Genomic DNA, 18,536 nt, shown 5'->3' on the forward strand with positions numbered 1-18,536 from the left:
TCCTTGTTGCTCGATCAGGTGGAAAGAAGGAAGTCGGAAGACAGGTTCAAGCTGGCGGCAGGTCATGTGGCGGCGGCCGGAACAGCGGCGAGATCAGCCAGACCAGGCCGATGCCGAACAGCAGGGTCAGGCCGAACGCGCGCAGCGCCGGGGTCTGCGACAGGCCCAGCAGGCCGAACGACAGCCAGGTGCTGGCCGCGCCCACGCACACTGCCAGCCAGGCGCTGGCATCGCCACGGTGCTCGATCAGGAAGATGCCGTAGTCGATGCCCATGCCCAGCAGCAGCATCAGTGCCAGCACGTTGAACAGCTGCAGCGGCTGGCCGAACAGACCCAGCAGGCCCAGGGTCAAGGCACCGGCAATCAGGGTCGGCGCGAACACGCGCCAGGCCTGGCGGCGGTAGCGCAGCCACAGCGCGCCGAACACCAGCGCGATGCCGACCAGCAGCAGCCCACCCATCAGCTTGCGGTAGTGGCCCAGCAGCGTGGAGAAGTCGGCGGTGCGGTCCACCCAGCGCACACCCGGCAGGCTTTCGGCCGCGCCCCGCAGGGTGGCCAGCGCATCGGCGCGCGACAGGTCATCGACCATCACCACGCTGATCATCTGCCCACCGACCTCGCCCACCCACAGGTGACGGAACGGCTGCGAGGCCGGCGAGGCCAGGAAGGCTTCGGCGCTGAGTGGTGCGGCCGCGAACTGCGGTCGCTGCAGCGGCTCGCCCACGGCCTCGGACACGGCCGACAGCACGCCGGGTTCCACCCTCGCGGTCAGCGCGGCATCGGCCTGCTGGCGCGACGGCGACGGCAGCCAATCGCTGATCGCGCGATAGCCACCAATGCGCTTGTCGTTGGCCAATACACGCAGGCGCCCGGTCAGTGCTTCTTCGCGCTGCAGCAGCTGCGCGGCATCGGCACCCTGCACCAGGTAGAACTGCGCCGGGCTGGGCATGCCCAGCAACTGGCTCAGGCGGATCTGCTGCGCCATCAATGCCGGCGGCGACGACTGCAGGCTGCGCAGGTCGTCGTTGCTCTGCAGGCGCGCGATGCCGATGGCAGACAGTGCCAGCGTGATCACCACGAACATCGTCACCGCGCGGCGGCCATGCAGGCGCGGGAAACGCTCCAGCGTGTTGCCCAGCCACTGCGAGAAGCGGGTCTGGCGGATCTCGCCACCATCCAGCCACGGGAACCAGAAGATCACCGTGAGGAAGGCGGCAGCCAGGCCGACCACCGAGAACAGCGCCATCTGGCGCAGGCCCGGGAACGGGGCCAGGCCCAGGGCCAGGTAGGCCAGCGCGCTGGTCAGCAGGGCCAGCCACAGGCCGGGCAGCAGGTGCCGCAGCAGTTTCCAGCGACGATCGGCCGGCTCGGCCTGGCGCGAGGCGAACCAATGAATGCCGTAATCCTCGGCCACGCCCACCAGCGATGCACCGAACACCAGGGTCAGCACATGCACCTTGCCGAACACCAGCACGGTCACCGCCAGCGCCACACCACAGCCGATCAGCAGCGAGGCGGCCACCAGCAGGATCGGCCGCAGCGAGCGGAATGCCAGCCACACCAGCAGCAGCACCGCCGCCAGCGACCCCCAACCGATGGTGTTGATCTCCTGGTTGGCCTGCACCGCGGCCGCTTCGGCGTGCAGTGGCACGCCGGCATGCAGGATCTCCAGATCCGGAGCGGCCGCTTTTGCTGCCTGCCCGGCACGTTCCAGCAGGCCATCGAGATGGCGTTCGCCGTCGAGCTGGAACGCCGAACCCGGCGTGTCGAACTGCAGCGCGGCCCAATGCTTGTCCTCGGCTTCGAGCAGGCCGTCATCGCCCAGCCGCAGTCCCGACCCCTGCGCCTGCTGCTGCCACCATTGCGGCCACAGCGACAACGGGTCCTGCCGCCAGTCGGTCAGGCGCGGCGCGCCCATCGGGCCGTACAGCGCGGCCAACGCCTGTTCGGCCAGCGCGCCCGGCTCGCTGCCCTGCAGCTGCTCGCGCTGGGCCGGGGTCAGCAGGCGGTCACGGTACGGCGCGTAGAACGCGCGCCTCATCGAACCAGCCTTCGATCGAGCCGCTGGGTACCAGCAGGGCGTGATCGGCGTCCTTGGCCATGGCCGCGGCAAACGCGGCCTGCGCACGCTTGGCTGCGGCGCCGTCCTTGCTGCCCAGCAGCACCACCACCTGCCGCGAACTGCCATCGGCAATGCGCCGGGTGACATCGCTCAACAGGCGGTCGTGTGCATCCTGCGGCAGCAGGGCGAGGATATCGGTGTCGATCCGCGATTGCTGGCTCCACAGGTGCCACTGCTGCGCGCCCAGTACCAGCAGCACCAGCAGCCAGGCGATGCCCAGCCAGTGCCACCAGCGCCGCAACCGGTCCGGTGCGTTCGATGCCGCGGCCTCACTCAAAGCGGCGGGCCTCGTCGGCGTTGAGCGTGGCCGGTGCCTCGCTCAATGCGCTGAACTGGATCTGGGTGCGGTCCTTGTTGGCCTCGACGATCTCGACCTGGCGCACGTAGCGGTCACCCTGCAGGGTCAGCGACTGGAACGCCTTGGCCAGCATCGCCGACTTCGGCGTCAGGCGCAGCCGCCAGCCTTGTCCTTCACGGCTGGCCGCCACGTTGAACTGGCTGGACAGCGCCTGCACGTCGCCACTCATCAGCGCGAACATGATCGCGTTCACCGAACGCATCGCCGGTTGCTGCCGTGCATCGAGTTCGACGCGGGTGCTGCCATCGCGCTGGCGGCTGAGGATGCGGTCGGCGGTGACCACCACCTCGGAGGGGAACGGCTTGAGCGTGGACCAGATCACGCCGTGCTGGCGCGCGACCACGAACCGGCCCTGAGAACGCAGCGGGTTCTTGAAGCCGCTGACCTGCTTTTCCTGGCTGAACTGGCCACGCAGCACATCCGGCCGCGCCACCGCCTGGGTGATCGCATCGATGGCGGGGTCGGCCGCCTGCACCAGCGGTGCGGACACCAGCAGCAGCGCGCACAGCAGCGCACGGGCGAAACGGTTCGCTCGGTTCATGGCGCAGGCACTCCCAGGCGTTCCCACAGCACCGGCGGGCACTGGTACAGCATTTCCTTGCTGGCAGCGTCCACCGCAACCTGGATGGTCATCGCGCGGGTCAGCACCTGGCCGCTCTGCGCATCGAGAATCTCGTACTCGATCTTCAGCCGGTTCTCCCATTCCACGATGCGCGCGATCACGCGCAAGGCCTGGTTGAACAGCAGCGGGCGCACATATTTCACCCGCGCATCGACCACCGGCCACAGGTAGCCCGATTCGAGCATCTGCGGGTAGTCGTAGTCGTATCGCCCGAGCAGCGCGCAGCGCGCGATCTCGAAGTACTTGAAGTAGTTGCCATGCCAGACCACGTTCATCGGATCGCAGTCATGGAAGGCGGGGGTCAGCGCAATCTCGCCGGCCCGTTCGATTGCTTCATTCACCGGCATACAGCTCCCAACGTTGCGCGCGGATCTCCACCAGCAGTTCCCGCAGTTCGCGATCCAGCGCGCGGTCTTCTTCAACCAGGGCGATGCGCTGCCCCAGGTCGGCGTACATGTCGGCCAGACTGCCATGCAGCTGCGCGTTCAGGCCAACCCGTTCGCGCAGCGCCAGGCCCTGGCGGGCAGCGATCAGCATCGCGGCCACTACCTGTTCAGTCAGCTCGATCACGCGCAGGCAATCGCGCGCGGCAATGGTGCCCATGCTGACCTTGTCCTGGTTGTGGCATTCGGTGGAGCGCGAGAACACGCTGGCCGGCATGGTCTGCTTCAGCGCTTCGGCGGTCCATGCCGAAACGCTGATCTGCAGCGCCTTCAGGCCATGGTTGATGGCCGCGCGCGGGCCGGTGGCCGCCGACAGGTTGGCCGGCAGGCCGTGGTTGTAGCGGGCATCGACCACCAGTGCCAGCTGCCGGTCGAGCAGATCGGCAAGGTTGGCCACGGTGTTCTTCAGGGTGTCCATCGCCAGCGCGATGTGGCCGCCGTAGAAATGACCGCCGTGCAGGATGCGCTCGCCGTCAGCATCGATCAGCGGGTTGTCGTTGGCGCTGTTCAGTTCGGTTTCGATCAGCTGGCGCAGGAACGGCAGGCTGTCCTCCAGCACGCCGATCACATGCGGCGCGCAGCGCAGCGAGTAGCGGTCCTGCAGGCGCTGTTCATTGCGCGGCGGACGCTCGCTGTGCAGGTCGCTGCGCAGGCGCGCGGCGATGCGGCCCTGGCCCGGGTGCGGCTTGGCGGCGAACAGGGTTTCGTCGAAGTGATGCGCGTTGCCGTCGCTGGCCAGCACGTTGAACGCGGTCAGCCGCGTGGCCATGCGCGCCAGGTAATCGGCGCGCTGCCAGGCCAGGCAGGCCAGGCCGGTCATCACGGCGGTACCGTTCATGATCGCCAGGCCTTCCTTCGGCCGCAGCTTCAGCGGGGTCATGCCGATCTTCGCCAGCACCTCCGCCGCCAGCTGCACGCGGCCGTCGTGCAGCACCTCGCGCTCGCCGCACAGCACCGCGGCCACGTACGACAGCGGGGTCAGGTCACCGCTGGCACCCACCGAGCCCTCGGCCGGAATCATCGGCAGCACGTCGTGCTGCAGCAGTGTGGCCAGGCCTTCCAACAGCGGCACACTGACACCGGACATGCCACGCACCAGCGACGCCAGGCGCGCAGCCAGCACCGCGCGGGTCTCGACCGGGTCCAGGTAACGGCCCAGGCCACAGCCGTGGTACGTGTACAGGTGGTGCGGCAGCTCAGCCACCAGCGCCGGCGGGATGTTCACCGTGCACGAGTCGCCGTAGCCGGTGGTCACGCCGTAGATCACGCCGTCCTCGCGCAGCAGGCGGTCGAGGAAGTCGGCACCGCGCTGGATATGCGCGCGGAACGCCGGCGCGTCGCTCAGTGCGGCCTCGCACTGGCGCTGGGCCAGAGCAACCACGTCTTCAATGGTCAACGGTGCATCGCCAAAGCGGCACACGGGTACGGCGTCAGTCGTCATGCGGAGCCTGATCCCAGAAGGGGAAGAAATTGAACCAGTCCAACGGGGACTGGATGACCTGGAGTTCCAGCCAGCGCGCGAAGCGCTGTGCCTGTTCGGCCAGTGCGGCGTCGCGCGAACCACGCGGCAGCACGATGCGTTCGGCGAACTGTTCAAACGCCACGCGATAGCCCTCGCCCTGGTGCAGGCAGGCCATGGTGTAGACCGGGCAGCCCAGCGCGGCGGCGAGCACATAGGCGCCGATCGGGAACGGCGCGCGGTGGCCAAGGAAATCGGCGGTGACGCTGCGGCCGCCCTGCACCGGCGTGCGGTCGCCGACGATGGCGACGAAGCCACCCGCCGCCACGCGCTCGGCCAGCATCACCGCCGTGGCCGGGCCCATTTCGGTTACCTGCACCAGCTCCACCGCCGCCAGCGGGTCCAACCGCTGCAGCAGGCGGTTGAAGCGCTGCGCATGCGCGGTGTGCACCAGCACAGTGATGCGGAACCCAGGCACCTGTTCGGCCAGCACCTGGCACAGTTCCAGGCAGCCGATGTGCGCGGTCAGGATCAGCCCGCCTTCGCGGCGCGCGATCTTTTCCAGCACCAGGTCGCGATGCAGGTGGATGCGTTCGGCCGGATAGCGTCCGCCCAGGCCGAGGATCTTGTCCAGCATCGTGTCGGCAAACGCGAAGAAGTGGCGCAGGCTGTCACCCCGGGTCGGCGTGCGGCCGAGCACGCCGCTGTATGCCTGCAGCCGCTGCAGGTACTGCATCGAGGCCTGGCGGCCGACGCGGTTGCCCAGCCAGTGGCAGGCCACCACCGGCCACACGCACAGGCGGAACGGCCAGCGCCCGAACCAGCGGTGCACCCAGCACAGGAACAGCACGCCGGCCACCGAGGTGGATTCGCCGATGTCGGCCCAGTGCGGGGCCCCCTGCGCGGCCGCCATCTCAGCGCCGCCCCCGCAGGCGGCGCCACAGCAGGCGCGGTGCGCGCCAGAGCATGCCGAAGAACAAGCGGGTGTGCATGCGGCTGATGCGCACGTTGTCGCGCCACACATCGAAGTGCGACACGCCATCGGATGGATAGGTCACGCGCGTGGACAGGTGCTCGACCGGCACCTGCCGCCAGTACAGGCGCACCATCACTTCGGTATCGAAATCCATGCGCCGGCCGATGGTTTCTTCACCGACCAGGCGCAGCACCGGCGGCAGCGGATACACGCGGAAGCCGCACATGGTGTCGCGCAGATGCAGCGACAGCGTGTTGATCCAGACCCAGATGTGGGTCGCGTAGCGGCCATACAGGCGCGCCTTGGGAACGCTGGCGTCGTAGGCCGGAATGCCACAGATCACCGCCTCGGGATGGGCGCGCCGCTTCGATGAAGCGTGGCAGATCGCGGGTATCGTGCTGGCCGTCGGCATCGATCTGCAGCACGTGGCTGTAGCCTCGCGCGCCGGCTTCGGCGAAACCGGCCAGCATGGCCCCGCCCTTGCCCTGGTTGATGTCCAGGCGCAGCAGGTCCACGCCCTGGCGCTGTGCCAGCGAACGCAATGCTGCCGCGCACGCCTCATGCGAGCCATCGTCGATCAGCAGGCATGGCAGGCCGGCGGCCTGCACGCCGTCGACCACCGCCGCGATGGCGTGCTCGTGGTCGTAGACGGGAATCACCACCAGTGGCGCGAACGCGGCACCGGCAACGGCCGGATCAGTCCGCATCGGCGAAGACCACTTTGCCGCTGGCATGCACACCGTGGCTGGAGGTGTAACGGAAGGCCATCACGTTGCGTGCGGCATCCCAGTCCAGCTGCAGGGTCAGCTCATCGCCCGGGCGGGCCACGTGCTGGAACTTCACCGCATCCATGCGCAGGAACACTGCCGGCATGGCGAACACCTGGCGGCCAAAACGCACCGCCCAGTCCAGCTGCGCCACGCCGGGCAGGATCGCCGCCTGCGGGAAGTGGCCCTGGAACGGCCGCAGCGCCGGGTCCAGGGTCATCCGCAGCGTGGCGCTGGCCGCATCGCGGTGATCCCAGACCGGCACCGGCATCAGCGGCTGGAACAGCGCTGCCAGTGCCGCCTGGGTGACTTTGCCCTGTGCGTTGATCGGCAGCGCCGGCACCAGCCGCCAGCGGCGCGGCCGGGTGACCGCGTCATGAGCCTGTGCCAGGCGTGTGCCAAGGCGCTGGCCCAGCGCGCGGCGCGCGGCCTCACCGCCCTCCAGCAGCGTCGGGTCGGCCGGTACCACCACCGCGGCCAGCTGCTCGCGCTGCCCGGGCAGCACCAGCACGCGCACGTCATCCACTTCGGCGTCTTCGCGCAACGCACGTTCCAGTGCATCCAGCGAAACGCGGCGCTCTTCAATCTTGACGATGCGGTCGGCGCGGCCCAGCAGGCGGAAGCGGCCATCGGCCAACGCTTCAACGCGGTCCTGGGTACGCCACCAATCCGGGGTTTCCAGATGTGCGGAGGCCACCGCCAGGCAGCCCTCCTCGATGCGCCACTGCACGCCGGGCAGCGGCTGCCACGGCGGCAGATCGGTGTCCCAGCGGCGCCAGGCGATGCCGCCGGTCTCGCTGCTGCCATAGACCTCGGTCGGGGCCACGCCCAGCCACTGCCGCACCTGGCGTGCGGCGTCTTCCGGCAGCGGGCCACCGGAGGAGAATACCGCGCGCAGGCGGCCATGCAGGCTGGCCCAGTCGAGCTGCTCGGGCAGGCGCTTGAGGTGGGCCGGGGTCGCCACCAGCACCGTATCGGTACCGGCCAGCGCACCCACCAGATCTTCGTGGAAGAACCGGCGTGGATGGATCAGGCGGCCGGCAGCCAGCGGCCACAGCACGCGGAACAGCAGGCCATAGATGTGCTGGTGCGACACCGTGCCATGCACCTGCACGCCTTCCAGCTGCGTGCCGAACGCAGCCTGCAGTGCGTCCACCTCGCGCGTCAGCTGGTCCATGCGCTTGTTGATCGCACTGGGCTGTCCGGTGCTGCCGGAGGTGAACACGCACAGCTCGCAGGCGCGCTCGTCCAGCGCCTGAAGACCCTCGTCCGGTGCGGCGTCCAGCGCCGCCAACGGACGATAATCGGCGGACACGTCGCCTGCGAAACCACTCACCTGCGGCTGCAGCGCCTGCAGCGTGGCCGGCAGATTGTCGGCAGCCAGGAACACCCGCTTGCCGGCATGCCAGGCACCGAACAACGCAGCGGCAAAGGCCACCGCATCATCGAAATACAGGGCCCAGTCACGGCCTGCGGCCGCCGCAAACGCGGCGCGCCAGGCCAGTACGCGCTGGCGGAAGCGGGCGTGGTCGATCACCTCGCCATCGCAGACGCCAACACTTCGATGCGGCCGCGCCTCCAGCAGCAGTCGGTCCAGGGCAATCCACTCAGCCATGCGCGTGCGCCGCCTTCACCCGCCGCCGCACCAGCCACTCACCTGCGAACAACACGCCCATCATCACGTACGCCAACAATCCGTTGTAGAGCATCCAGACCCGGTCCGACGCGTACAGCGCGGTCAGCAGGGCCAGGCTGCCGTTGAGAACGAAGAAGCCGCACCACACCTGGGTGACGCGGCGGGTATAGGCCACCGCGAACGGGGGCAGGTCCGGTTCCTGCAGCCGTGCCAGGCGTTCCACCAGCGGCGGGCCGAAACGCAGGCTGGTGCCGAATACCGCCAGCATCACTGCGTTGACCAGCGCCGGGTACAGCTTCAGCGGCAGGGCCTGGTTGAGCACAGTGGCCAGCACCGCCAGCAGGCCGGTGCCGGCGGCCGCGGCCCACCACAGCGGCTGGCGCGTACTCAGCGCGCAGCAGGGCCAGGGTGAACAGCAGCAGCGACAACCAGCGTGGCTCGAAGCGGCCCATCGCCAGGTACACCAGCACCGGGTAGGCCAGCGAGATCGCAGCCACCACGACCGTGCGTGCGCGTGCCATGGTGGAGCCGCCGGCGCTGCGGTCAGGCGGCTGCCTGGTCCGGCAGCAGCCTGTGCACCACATCGACGATGTCCTGCACGGTACGCACGGCCTTGAACGCTTCCGGCTGCAGGTTGCGGCCGAGCAGCGGCTTCAGCTGAACGATCAGGTCGACCGCGTCGATGCTGTCGATGTCCAGGTCGTCGTACAGGCGGGCCTCGGGGGTGATCCGGGCGGTTTCGATCTCGAAGCTGTCGGTCAGGATGCTGACGATGCGTTCGAACAGTTCATTCTTGGTCATGGCAGGTCCTGGCACCGTTACGACTGGCGGGCGGCGACGAACTCGCCGAGCGCGCGCACGCTGGAGAAATGGCGACGGGTTTCTTCCGAATCGGCCGAGAGGCTCACACCGTACTTCTTCTGCAGCGCCAGGCCCAGCTCCAGCGCGTCGATCGAATCCAGGCCGAGGCCCTCGACGAACAGTGGGGCGGTCGGATCGATGTCCTCCGGCGTGATGTCCTCCAGCGAAAGGGAGGAAATGATCAATTCCTTGATCTCGTGCTCAAGTGCTTGCACGGTTCGGATCTCCAGACAGGTCGAAATAACGAGAAAGGTGCTCGGTGACGCGACGGGCTGCCAAGGCATCCCCCCTTGGCGAGTCGTCTTCGGCCAGAAATGGCGCGATCGGGATATCTTCGCCGATCTGCAGCCGAACGTGAAAGCGACGTGAGGGGACACGATACCACTTCTGCCCCTTGGTCAGCGTTGGCGGGCTGCAGGTGATCCGCACCGGGGTGACGTCCAGGCGGCCCCGTACGGCGATGTTGGCGGCCCCACGCTGCAGCCGCGGCGGCTGCCCGGGCACGCTGCGGGTGCCCTCCGGGAAGATCACCAGGGTGCCGCCGGCATGCACCGCGGCCACGCAGTCATCGACCAGGCCGGCGCCATCGTCATTGGAGATGTAGCCGGCGGCCCGTACCGGACCGCGCATGAACGGGTTGCAGGCCACGGCCCGCTTGACCACGCAGTCGGCGTTGGGCAGCAGCGAGATCAGGCAGACCACGTCGATCAGGGTCGGGTGATTGGCCAGTACCAGCAGGCCGTCGCGCTGCAGGCGTTCACCGCCCTCGATCTCGTACGTCATCACCCCCAGCCCGCGCATCAGCCGCAGGTGGCTGGCGAACGCGACCTGGACCACGCGCCGGGCGCGGCGGCGGCGTGCCACCGGGTCACGCATCAGCAGCAGTACCGGCATCACCATAACGCCGAGCAACAGGCCGCCCAGGCCAAATGCGACAAAGCTCAGGCCGGTGCCAAACACCCGCCAGGCATGGTCGAGGCGGCGCAGCAGCTCAGCCACGGCGGCTCCAGCGCCAGCGCTGGCCGTGGGCCACGTGTTCCAGCGCCGGCGCGCCGGACAACAGGAACCGGTGCAGGTCCAGCGCATGCGGCAGCAGGCCGGGCGCAGTGCTGGCCTGGGCGTCGGCCGGCTGCCACTGCAGCGACAGCGTCGGTCGGCCCTCTGTCGGGGCGGTCAGGCGCCAGCACCAGGCAAAGAACGGGTCGGGTTCGTCGGCGAACGTCGCGTAAATTTCCGGAAGTGGCGACTCATAGACCACCACCCGCACCTCGCGGGCACCGTCGGCCAGCAGGCCGACGGCCTCCAGGCAGGCCGTCTCCACCGTGGCCTGGCCCCCCGCCAGCGCCAAGTAGTTGCCGCGGTGGCCGCGGGCGATGGAATACAGCGCGGCAATCGCGTTGTGCACGGACAGGCCGAATCCGGTCGGCGACAACGGCTGGTCGCCGGCCAGAGCGCCCAGAAGGTCCATCGAACGGGCCACGTCGCCGTGGCGGCTGGCGAACACCAGCGGCACGTCACTGTCGGCGCCCTGCCCGTCCTCGCACCAGCACGCGGCCTGGATCGCCATCCGGCCCAGCCGCTCGATGCGGCGGCGCTGCATCGCCGGCACCTCGGCCAGCGCCGGCGTGTCCGCGCCGTGCGGCAGGTACGGCGCATCGGCCCAGCCCAGCCACTGGCTACGCTCACTCAGGCCGGGCGCCCAGGCAGCCCAGTCGACGATGGAGAATTCGATCATTTAGCGATGGTGCTTCAACGGGAGAACGATAGGCACGAGCCATTACGGCGACGCGCGGCGGCCCCCCGTTCCTGCAGCCGTGCGTCCGTCCAGGACGTCGCCGGCTGCCCCCCTGGCCGCCGGAAAGGAGCGCACGCTAGCACGTCCCGCGCAGGGTGTGCAGGTTTCACATTCCCCAACACGGGGCCCGGCACCGGCAGGCCCCGTCTTCAATCGATCAGTGGTAACCGGTGTCGGCGTGCACCTTGCCGCGGAATACCCGGTAGGACCACGCCGTATAGCCGAGGATGACCGGCAGCAATATGACCAGCCCGACCAGCGTGAAGCCCAGTGACGACGCCGGCGCGGCGGCCTGCCACAAGGTCATCGACGGTGGCAGCAGATAAGGCCACATGCCCAGCACCAGGCCGAGGAAGCCGAGCACGAACAGGGCCAGGCTGAGCAGGAACGGCGGCAGGTCGCGGCGCGGGTGGGTGGCACTGCGCCACAGCGCGGCGGCTACCGCCAGGGTCAGCAGCGGCACCGGCGACAGCCACCAGAAGTTGCCGTCGCTGAACCAGCGCGCCATCAGGCGCGAATCGAGGAACGGCAGCCAACTGCTGACCAGGCCCATCGCCGCGATCACCGCCACCACCAGTGGCCGGGTCATCTGCCGCGCCAGCGCCTGCACGCGGCCTTCGGTCTTCAGGATCAGCCAGGTGCTGCCCAGCAGCGCATAGCCGGCCACCAGTGCGGCACCGGTCAGCATCGCGAACGGGCTGAACCAGGCAAACGGCCCGCCCTGATAGACACCGTCCACCAGCGGGATGCCCTGCACCAGGGTGCCGAGGATCACGCCCTGGGCAAACGTGGCCAGCAGCGAACCGAGGCCGAACGCCACGCTCCACAACCGGCGCGATCGATGCGCCTTGAAGCGGAACTCGAAGGCCACGCCGCGGAACACCAGCGCCACCACCAGCAGCAGCACCGGCAGGTACAGCGCCGACAGCAGCACCGCATAGGCCTTGGGGAAGGCCGCCAGCAGGCCAGCGCCACCGAGCACCAGCCAGGTCTCGTTGCCGTCCCAGATCGGCGCGGCGGTGTTCATCATCAGGTCCAGTTGTTCCTCGTCCTCGGCGAACGGGGCAAGGATGCCGATGCCGAGCACGAAGCCGTCCAGCACCACGTACATCAGCACGCCGAAGCCGATCACCGCGAACCACGCCACCGGCAGCCAGGTCATCAGGTCCATGTCAGCGCTCCTCCAGCGGTTCATCGGCGGCCGACAACGGACGTGCCGGGGTATGGCTGCCATGGTCCAGCGACGGCCCCTCGGCATACGGCTGCGGCCCGTGGCGCAGGATCTTCACCAGGTACCAGATGCCCCAGCCGAACACGAAGGCATAGCCAACCACATAGACACCCAGCGACAACGCCGTCATCCACGCACTCTGCGGGCCGACCGCATCAGCGGTGCGCAGCACGCCATATACCACCCACGGCTGGCGCCCCATCTCGGTGACGAACCAACCCGACAGCAGTGCGATGAAACCGCTGGGTAGCATCCAGTTCCAGCCGCGCAGCAGCCACGGCGAATCCAGCAGCTTCCTGCGCCACAGCTGGAAAGCCGACACCCAGGCCAGCAGCAGCATCAGCGTGCCCAGCCCGACCATGATGCGGAAGGCGAAGAACACCGGCGTCACCGGCGGCCGCTCGCTGGCCGGCACCGAGGTGAGCGGATCGAAGGTGCCGTCCAGGCTGTGGGTGAGGATCACGCTGCCCAGCTTCGGGATGGCGACTTCGAAGTCGTTGCGCTCTTCCTTCTCGTTCGGCAGCGCGAACACCACCAGCGGTACGCCCTCGCCTTCCTGGGTTTCATGCCAGTGCGCTTCCATCGCCGCGATCTTCATCGGCTGATGCTTGAGCGTGTTCAGGCCATGCATGTCGCCGACGAAGATCTGTACCGGCACCGTCAGCGCCGCGAACGCCACCGCCGCGATCAGCATGCGCCGGCCGGCCTCGACATGTGTGCCCTTGCGCAGGTACCACGCGCCGACGCCACCGATCACGAAACAGGTAGTGATGAACGAGCCCAGCGCCATGTGGGCCAGGCGGTACGGGAACGAGGGGTTGAACACCACCTGCCACCAGTCCACCGGATGCACGATGCCGTTGACCATCTCGTAGCCGGCCGGGGTATGCAGCCAGCTGTTGGACGACAGGATCCAGAACGTGGAGAACAGCGTGCCCAGCGCCACCATGCAGGTGGAGAAGAAATGCAGGCGCGGCGAGACCCGGCCCCAGCCGAACATCATCACGCCGAGGAAGCTGGCTTCCAGGAAGAACGCGGTCAGCACCTCGTAGGTCAGCAGCGGTCCGATGACCGTGCCGGCCACCTCGCTCAGCCGCGGCCAGTTGGTGCCGAACTGGAAGGCCATGACGATGCCGCTGACCACGCCCATGCCGAACGACACGGCGAAGATCTTCTGCCAGAAGAAATACAGCTCGCGCCACACGGGCAACTTCGTGCGCAGCCACCGCCATTCGATGAAGGCCAGCCAGCTGGCCGTACCGATGGTGAAGGCGGGGAACAGCACGTGGAAACTGATGACGAATCCGAACTGGATCCGGGACAACAACAACGCGTCCAAGGGACGCCTCCTGCCTGTGACCGGTGGGATACCGGACCACTTTAGGAGGATTTCGTTAAGGTGGGATGCGACCGGGTGACGCGCTGCTTCACTTTGTCGCAGGGATCAACCGTTCTGGTAGCTGCCAACCTTGGTTGGCACACACGCCCAAGCGCCGACCCAGGTCGGCATCTACCCACCGCGATTGGAGCGGCCCTTGCCCGGCGGGTGCCTCAGTGCCAGAAATACCAGGCCGCCGCAGCCAGCAGGGCGCCAAACAACAGCACCTGCACCACCACATAGCCCACGCCACCGTCGCGCGACTCAGTGGTAATGCGCTTCTGCAGCGCCTCGCTTACATCCGGCGTGTCTTCCCGCCGTGCCTGTTCACGCAGCGCCTGTGCCAGCGCGCTTTTCCGCATCGCGAGGGTCGGTCGGTGGGTTCACAGCAGCTCTCCGGCGGTGGCATGCCGCGTCAGTTCCTGCTTCAGGACCTGGCGCGCGGTGCAGGTGGCTCTTGATGGTACCGCGTGCCAGCCCGGTCACCTGTTCGATCTCGGCCAGATCGAAATCCTCCAGGTAATGCAGGCCGACGATCAGGCGCTGCGGTGCGCTCAGTCGTTCCAGCGCCGCGCCGAGCTGGCGCCCGGCCTGCAGGGCCTCGCTCAACTCGGCCGGGCCCGGGCCTTCATCGCCGATCCCCAGTTCCTCCGGCACCTCCACCGCCACCATCCATTGCGCCTCCAGCCGCCGCCGGCGCAGGTGCTGCAGCGCGGTGGTGTAGGCCACCCGCGAAACCCAGGTGCGCAGCGAGGATTCGAAGCGGAACCGGTGCAGCTGGCGGAACACGGCCAGGAACGTTTCCTGCAGCAGGTCGGCGACCTGGTCGCGGTCGCCGACCATGCGTCCGATCACATGCGCGCAGGTGCGTTGATGGGTCTCCACCAGCTGCGAAAACGCCGCCTGCGAACCGTCGATGATGGCCCGCACCAGGGCCTGGTCCGCGTCCAGCGGCTCGGCGGGCGGTGCCGCCGCTGCTGCATCGTGGCGGCGACGGCCCCGCAGTGCCGACAGCGCTTCGCCGAGCAGGCTCATGCGCGCGGCGCCCCCTGTGCCCGTGGCATGTTCCGGCTCAGCTCTTGCGTGCGGCAGGACGGGTGAAGTGCCAGGCCAGCAGCTGGCCCAGGCCAGCACTGCCGACCAGCGCGGCGGCGGCGCCGAAGGTCAGGTCACGGGCACCGATGGCTTCCAGCAGGGCCATGGCCAGGGCCAGGCAGACCAGGCTGATGCCCCAGCGCAGCGCGCCCTGGCGGCGACGCTCTTCTTCCAGCACCGCCAGCGAGCGGATCACTTCCTCCGGCACGTGCGGGGCCACCAGCTTGCTGCGAGCCCGCGCATCGGCAATGGCATGGATCGCGTAGGCGATGCAGATGAAGAGGGTGATCGGGATCAGTTCCTGCATGGTCGAGCTCCTGTTCGGTGGATGATGCGGGTTCAGGAGAATGGATGCGCAGGGCCGGCTACCGGTTGCAGTGGAGATTTCAGGCCTCGTCGTCGCTCTCGGAGTCGACCGGCGGATCCGGAAAATAGGTTTCCAGATGGAAACCCAGGCGGAGATCGGCCATCAGTCGCACCAGCGCGTCGTCCAGTACAAACCCGGCCCAGGCGCGCTTGCCGAATACGCCGATGCGCAGGCCGACGTCGGCGCCTTCCTGGCTCAATGCCTGGATCACAGCCACCCGCGCCTGCAGCATGTCGACCAGCTGTGGCCAGGCATCCATCAGCCAGCCGTCCTTGCCCTCGGCCAGCTCGAAGAGCACCCAGGTGTGTGCATGCACGCGGATCAGCCTGCCATCGGCGCCACGCAGATCGGTCCCCACATCGCGGAAGAACCCGCGCTCCATGCCGAGCCGGGCGGCGATGTCAGCGCTGACTGCGGAGGAGTGCCTGACGCCCAGGGAGATGGCGTAGTCGTAGCTGTACACGTCGGTTCCTTCCGGGGCGGGTGCCCATCATGCGCCACACAGGGCCCCGCCGCGCCTTTGCCCATGCGGGTCGCATGACCTGTGGCCCCTGCCCCGGGTCCTTGCGGCTGCTACGCTTGCCCGGTTTCCTCTTCTGGTGCCGTCCGCCCATGTCCCGAGTGCTGCCCCTGTCCCTCCTGCTGTCGGCCGTGCTGGCCGCACCGGCTGCGCATGCCGCGCCGACGCCGATCACCATCGAACAGGCCATGGCCGACCCGGACTGGATCGGTCCGCCGGTCGAGAAGGCCTGGTGGTCGTGGAACAGCCAGCAGGTGGAATACCAGCTCAAGCGCAACGGCAGCCCGGTGCGCGATACTTTCCGCCAGCCGGTGGCCGGTGGCGTGGCCGCACAGGTGGCCGATGACCAGCGCGGCACCCTCGACGTGGCCGAGCCGGTCTACGACCGCAGCCGCAGCCGCAGCGCCTTCGTCCGCAATGGCGACGTGTTCGTGCGTGACCTGCGCAGCGGCGCGCTGACCCAGTTGACCCGCAGCAACGAGCGCGCGGGCAACGTGAACTTCGCCGCCGACAACGGCGTGATCTGGCGCGTCGGCCAGAACTGGTTCCACTGGACCGCCGCCAGCGGCGTGCAGCAGGTGGCCAGCCTGAAGGCCGACAAGGACCCGCGCACGCCGCCGAAGGCCGACGTGCTGCGCGACCAGCAGCTGCGCACGCTGGAAACCCTGCGCCGCGACCGCGACCAGCGCGAGGCACTGAAGGACCAGGACCAGCGCTGGCGCCAGGCCGACCCGACCCGCGCGCCGGGTCCGGTGTACCTGGGCGCCGACGTCGAGATCGGTGACAGCGTGCTGTCGCCCGACCTGACCCACCTGATCGTGGTGACCAAGCCGAAGGACTTCGACGACGGCCGCACCAGCAAGATGCCGCTGTACGTGACCGAATCGGGTTACGAGGAGACCGAGGACACCCGCACCCGCGTCGGCCGCAACGGCTTCGAACCGCACACCCTGTGGTATGTGGACGTGCGCACCGGCAAGGCCGAGAAGATCTCGCTGTCCGACTTGCCGGGCATCAGCACCGACCCGCTGGCCGAGCTGCGCCGCAAGGCCGGCAAGGATGCGCTGAAGGGCGAGCGCAGCGTGCAGGTGATGAGCGACTTCATGGGCGGCGGCATCCGCTGGAGCGCCGACGGCCAGCAGGCCGCGGTGATGCTGCGTGCCAACGACAACAAGGACCGCTGGATCATCAGCGTCAACGCCGCCGACGGCCGCGTGCAGAACCGCCACCGCCTGACCGACAACGCCTGGATCAACTGGGGCTTCAACGATTTCGGCTGGATGGCCGATGGCCGCACGCTGTGGCTGCTGTCCGAGGAGTCGGGTTTCTCGCACCTGTACACCCAGGCCGGCACTGCCAAGCCGCAGGCGCTGACCAGCGGCAAGTGGGAAACCTCGGCGCCGGTGCCGTCGGCCGATGGCAAGGGCTTCTACTTCCTGTGCAACCAGCAGGCGCCGCATGACTACGAAGTCTGCGCGGTCGACACCGGCAACCGCCAGGTGCGCGAGCTGACCAGCCTCAACGGCGTGGAAGACTTCTCGCTGTCGCCGGACGGCCAGCAGCTGCTGGTGCGCTACTCCGGCGCCTACCTGCCGCCGCAGCTGGCCGTGCTGCCGAGCACCGGTGGCCAGGCCCGCGTGCTGACCGACACCCGCACCGCCGACTACAAGGCACGCCAGTGGATCCAGCCGAAGCTGGTGGCAGTGCCGTCCAAGCATGGTGCCGGCGTGGTCTGGGCCAAGTACTACGAACCGGAGAACAAGGAACCGGGCCGCAAGTACCCGATCGTGATGTTCGTGCACGGCGCCGGCTACCTGCAGAACGTGCACCAGCGCTACCCGGCCTATTTCCGCGAGCAGATGTTCCACAACCTGCTGGTGCAGAAGGGCTACATCGTGCTGGACATGGACTACCGCGGCAGCGAGGGCTACGGCCGCGACTGGCGCACGGCGATCTACCGCAACATGGGCCACCCGGAACTGGAAGACTACAGGGACGGCCTGGACTGGCTGGTCGACACCCAGCAGGGTGACCGCGACCACGCCGGCATCTACGGCGGTTCCTATGGCGGCTTCATGACCTTCATGGCGCTGTTCCGTGCGCCGGGCACCTTCAAGGCCGGCGCCGCGCTGCGCCCGGTGGTGGACTGGCACAACTACAACCACGGCTACACCAGCAACATCCTCAACACCCCGGACATCGACCCGGAGGCGTACCGCGTGTCCTCGCCGATCGAGTACGCACAGAACCTGCAGGACAACCTGCTGATCGCCCACGGCATGATGGATGACAACGTGTTCTTCCAGGACTCGGTGCACCTCACCCAGCGCCTGATCGAACTGCACAAGGACAACTGGTCGATCGCCCCGTACCCGCTGGAACGCCACGGCTATGTGCGTGCCGATTCCTGGCTGGACCAGTACAAGCGCATCCTCAAGCTGTTCGAGCAGAACCTGAAGTGAGCAATGCCGCAGCCACGATCCGGATCGTGGCTGCGGTCATCCTGGATGACCGCGGCCGGGCGCTGGTGGTGCGCAAGCAGGGTGCGCGCCGCTTCATCCAGCCCGGTGGCAAGCCCGAACCCGGCGAGGCGCCCCTGCAGGCGCTGGCCCGCGAGCTGGACGAGGAACTGGGCGTGCAGCTGCGCGCCGATGCCGCCATCGCGCTGGGCACGTTCGAGGACTGGGCTGTGAACGAGCCCGGCCACCGCGTGCAGGCACAGGCGTGGTGGGTGCAGGTGGACGGTGCGCCGCAGGCGCGCCGAAATTGCCGAACTGGCCTGGGTGCCGCTGCAGCCACCGCATGGCCTGCCCTTGGCACCCTTGAGCGAACACCATATCCTGCCGGCGGTCGCCACCCGGGTGACGGCCCGCTGAGCAGGCGGGCGCCGACTGCAAGGACATCGG

15 protein-coding genes and 5 pseudogenes are annotated in these 18,536 nt (G+C 68.4%); 2 read left to right on the forward strand and 18 right to left on the reverse strand.

Annotated features, from left to right (window positions below):
- Positions 1-46: 46 nt before the first annotated feature.
- The 18 genes and pseudogenes from ACZK2V_RS22435 to ACZK2V_RS22520 all read right to left on the reverse strand — a co-directional run bounded on the left by ACZK2V_RS22435 (position 47) and on the right by ACZK2V_RS22520 (position 15,573).
- Positions 47-2,399: pseudogene (locus ACZK2V_RS22435) on the reverse strand (MMPL family transporter).
- Positions 2,392-3,021 carry an outer membrane lipoprotein carrier protein LolA gene (locus ACZK2V_RS22440; protein WP_486322833.1) on the reverse strand — a complete coding sequence of 210 codons (630 nt, stop codon included), beginning with the start codon at positions 3,019-3,021 and terminating at the stop codon, positions 2,392-2,394. Before ACZK2V_RS22440 ends, ACZK2V_RS22435 begins: the two are co-directional and overlap by 8 nt.
- The gene (locus tag ACZK2V_RS22445; RefSeq protein ID WP_100435456.1) at positions 3,018-3,449 is read right to left on the reverse strand and encodes an acyl-CoA thioesterase; all 432 of its coding nucleotides are present in this window, start codon (positions 3,447-3,449) and stop codon (positions 3,018-3,020) included. The genes ACZK2V_RS22440 and ACZK2V_RS22445 overlap by 4 nt, the downstream gene beginning before the upstream one ends.
- Positions 3,436-4,986, reverse strand: a complete 1,551-nt coding sequence (locus ACZK2V_RS22450) for an HAL/PAL/TAL family ammonia-lyase (RefSeq protein WP_486322834.1) — start codon at positions 4,984-4,986, stop codon at positions 3,436-3,438. The genes ACZK2V_RS22445 and ACZK2V_RS22450 overlap by 14 nt, the downstream gene beginning before the upstream one ends.
- Entirely contained in the window at positions 4,976-5,917 is a 942-nt protein-coding gene (locus ACZK2V_RS22455) for a lysophospholipid acyltransferase family protein (protein WP_049424200.1), read from the reverse strand. The genes ACZK2V_RS22450 and ACZK2V_RS22455 overlap by 11 nt, the downstream gene beginning before the upstream one ends.
- 1 nt (position 5,918) lies before the next feature.
- Positions 5,919-6,687 (reverse strand): annotated as a pseudogene (locus tag ACZK2V_RS22460) (glycosyltransferase family 2 protein).
- On the reverse strand, positions 6,677-8,362 hold the full coding sequence (locus tag ACZK2V_RS22465) for an ApeI family dehydratase (RefSeq protein ID WP_049398630.1): 1,686 nt from the start codon (positions 8,360-8,362) through the stop codon (positions 6,677-6,679). The pseudogene ACZK2V_RS22460 and the gene ACZK2V_RS22465 overlap by 11 nt, the downstream one beginning before the upstream one ends.
- Complete coding sequence (locus ACZK2V_RS22470; RefSeq protein WP_486322835.1) at positions 8,355-8,717, reverse strand: COG4648 family protein; 363 nt, start codon at positions 8,715-8,717, stop codon at positions 8,355-8,357. Before ACZK2V_RS22470 ends, ACZK2V_RS22465 begins: the two co-directional genes overlap by 8 nt.
- 209 nt (positions 8,718-8,926) lie before the next feature.
- Positions 8,927-9,184 (reverse strand): acyl carrier protein, encoded by a 258-nt coding sequence (locus ACZK2V_RS22475; RefSeq protein ID WP_006402206.1) that lies wholly within the window; start codon positions 9,182-9,184, stop codon positions 8,927-8,929.
- Between the two features lie 17 nt (positions 9,185-9,201).
- On the reverse strand, positions 9,202-9,459 hold the full coding sequence (locus tag ACZK2V_RS22480) for a phosphopantetheine-binding protein (RefSeq protein WP_005411610.1): 258 nt from the start codon (positions 9,457-9,459) through the stop codon (positions 9,202-9,204).
- A complete protein-coding gene (locus ACZK2V_RS22485) occupies positions 9,446-10,243 on the reverse strand; it encodes a lysophospholipid acyltransferase family protein (RefSeq protein ID WP_486322836.1) in 798 nt (265 codons plus the stop codon). The genes ACZK2V_RS22480 and ACZK2V_RS22485 overlap by 14 nt, the downstream gene beginning before the upstream one ends.
- Entirely contained in the window at positions 10,236-10,979 is a 744-nt protein-coding gene (locus ACZK2V_RS22490; RefSeq protein WP_486322837.1) for a beta-ketoacyl synthase chain length factor, read from the reverse strand. Before ACZK2V_RS22490 ends, ACZK2V_RS22485 begins: the two co-directional genes overlap by 8 nt.
- A 217-nt stretch (positions 10,980-11,196) precedes the next feature.
- A complete protein-coding gene (cydB, locus tag ACZK2V_RS22495) occupies positions 11,197-12,210 on the reverse strand; it encodes a cytochrome d ubiquinol oxidase subunit II (RefSeq protein ID WP_005414876.1) in 1,014 nt (337 codons plus the stop codon).
- A 1-nt stretch (position 12,211) separates the two neighbouring features.
- Entirely contained in the window at positions 12,212-13,609 is a 1,398-nt protein-coding gene (locus ACZK2V_RS22500; RefSeq protein WP_049462287.1) for a cytochrome ubiquinol oxidase subunit I, read from the reverse strand.
- Between the two features lie 212 nt (positions 13,610-13,821).
- Positions 13,822-14,035: pseudogene (locus ACZK2V_RS22505) on the reverse strand (hypothetical protein).
- Positions 14,032-14,683 (reverse strand): annotated as a pseudogene (locus ACZK2V_RS22510) (RNA polymerase sigma factor). Before ACZK2V_RS22510 ends, ACZK2V_RS22505 begins: the two co-directional pseudogenes overlap by 4 nt.
- A 37-nt stretch (positions 14,684-14,720) precedes the next feature.
- The gene (locus ACZK2V_RS22515; protein WP_087924023.1) at positions 14,721-15,050 is read right to left on the reverse strand and encodes a hypothetical protein; all 330 of its coding nucleotides are present in this window, start codon (positions 15,048-15,050) and stop codon (positions 14,721-14,723) included.
- 79 nt (positions 15,051-15,129) lie between these two features.
- Positions 15,130-15,573: a hypothetical protein gene (locus ACZK2V_RS22520; RefSeq protein WP_486322838.1), complete on the reverse strand. Its 444-nt coding sequence runs from the start codon at positions 15,571-15,573 to the stop codon at positions 15,130-15,132.
- Between the two features lie 149 nt (positions 15,574-15,722).
- On the opposite strand from ACZK2V_RS22520, the gene ACZK2V_RS22525 reads away from it, so the two are divergent.
- Together ACZK2V_RS22525 and ACZK2V_RS22530 are read left to right on the forward strand one after the other, a co-directional pair.
- Positions 15,723-18,092 (forward strand): S9 family peptidase, encoded by a 2,370-nt coding sequence (locus tag ACZK2V_RS22525; RefSeq protein WP_486322839.1) that lies wholly within the window; start codon positions 15,723-15,725, stop codon positions 18,090-18,092.
- Positions 18,089-18,506 (forward strand): annotated as a pseudogene (locus ACZK2V_RS22530) (NUDIX hydrolase). The gene ACZK2V_RS22525 and the pseudogene ACZK2V_RS22530 overlap by 4 nt, the downstream one beginning before the upstream one ends.
- The last annotated feature ends 30 nt before the right edge of the window (positions 18,507-18,536 follow it).

The organism is Stenotrophomonas sp. 93052_Sma, assembly GCF_056481145.1.

Bases quoted from the DNA above. Each gene is read 5' to 3' on its own strand.
- ACZK2V_RS22465 (WP_049398630.1), bottom strand. From the start codon at position 8,362: ATGGCTGAGTGGATTGCCCTGGACCGACTGCTGCTGGAGGCGCGGCCG.
- ACZK2V_RS22450 (WP_486322834.1), bottom strand. From the start codon at position 4,986: ATGACGACTGACGCCGTACCCGTGTGCCGCTTTGGCGATGCACCGTTG.
- ACZK2V_RS22475 (WP_006402206.1), bottom strand. From the start codon at position 9,184: ATGACCAAGAATGAACTGTTCGAACGCATCGTCAGCATCCTGACCGAC.
- ACZK2V_RS22515 (WP_087924023.1), bottom strand. From the start codon at position 15,050: ATGCAGGAACTGATCCCGATCACCCTCTTCATCTGCATCGCCTACGCG.
- ACZK2V_RS22525 (WP_486322839.1), top strand. From the start codon at position 15,723: ATGTCCCGAGTGCTGCCCCTGTCCCTCCTGCTGTCGGCCGTGCTGGCC.
- ACZK2V_RS22440 (WP_486322833.1), bottom strand. From the start codon at position 3,021: ATGAACCGAGCGAACCGTTTCGCCCGTGCGCTGCTGTGCGCGCTGCTG.
- ACZK2V_RS22490 (WP_486322837.1), bottom strand. From the start codon at position 10,979: ATGATCGAATTCTCCATCGTCGACTGGGCTGCCTGGGCGCCCGGCCTG.
- ACZK2V_RS22445 (WP_100435456.1), bottom strand. From the start codon at position 3,449: ATGCCGGTGAATGAAGCAATCGAACGGGCCGGCGAGATTGCGCTGACC.
- ACZK2V_RS22455 (WP_049424200.1), bottom strand. From the start codon at position 5,917: ATGGCGGCCGCGCAGGGGGCCCCGCACTGGGCCGACATCGGCGAATCC.
- cydB (WP_005414876.1), bottom strand. From the start codon at position 12,210: ATGGACCTGATGACCTGGCTGCCGGTGGCGTGGTTCGCGGTGATCGGC.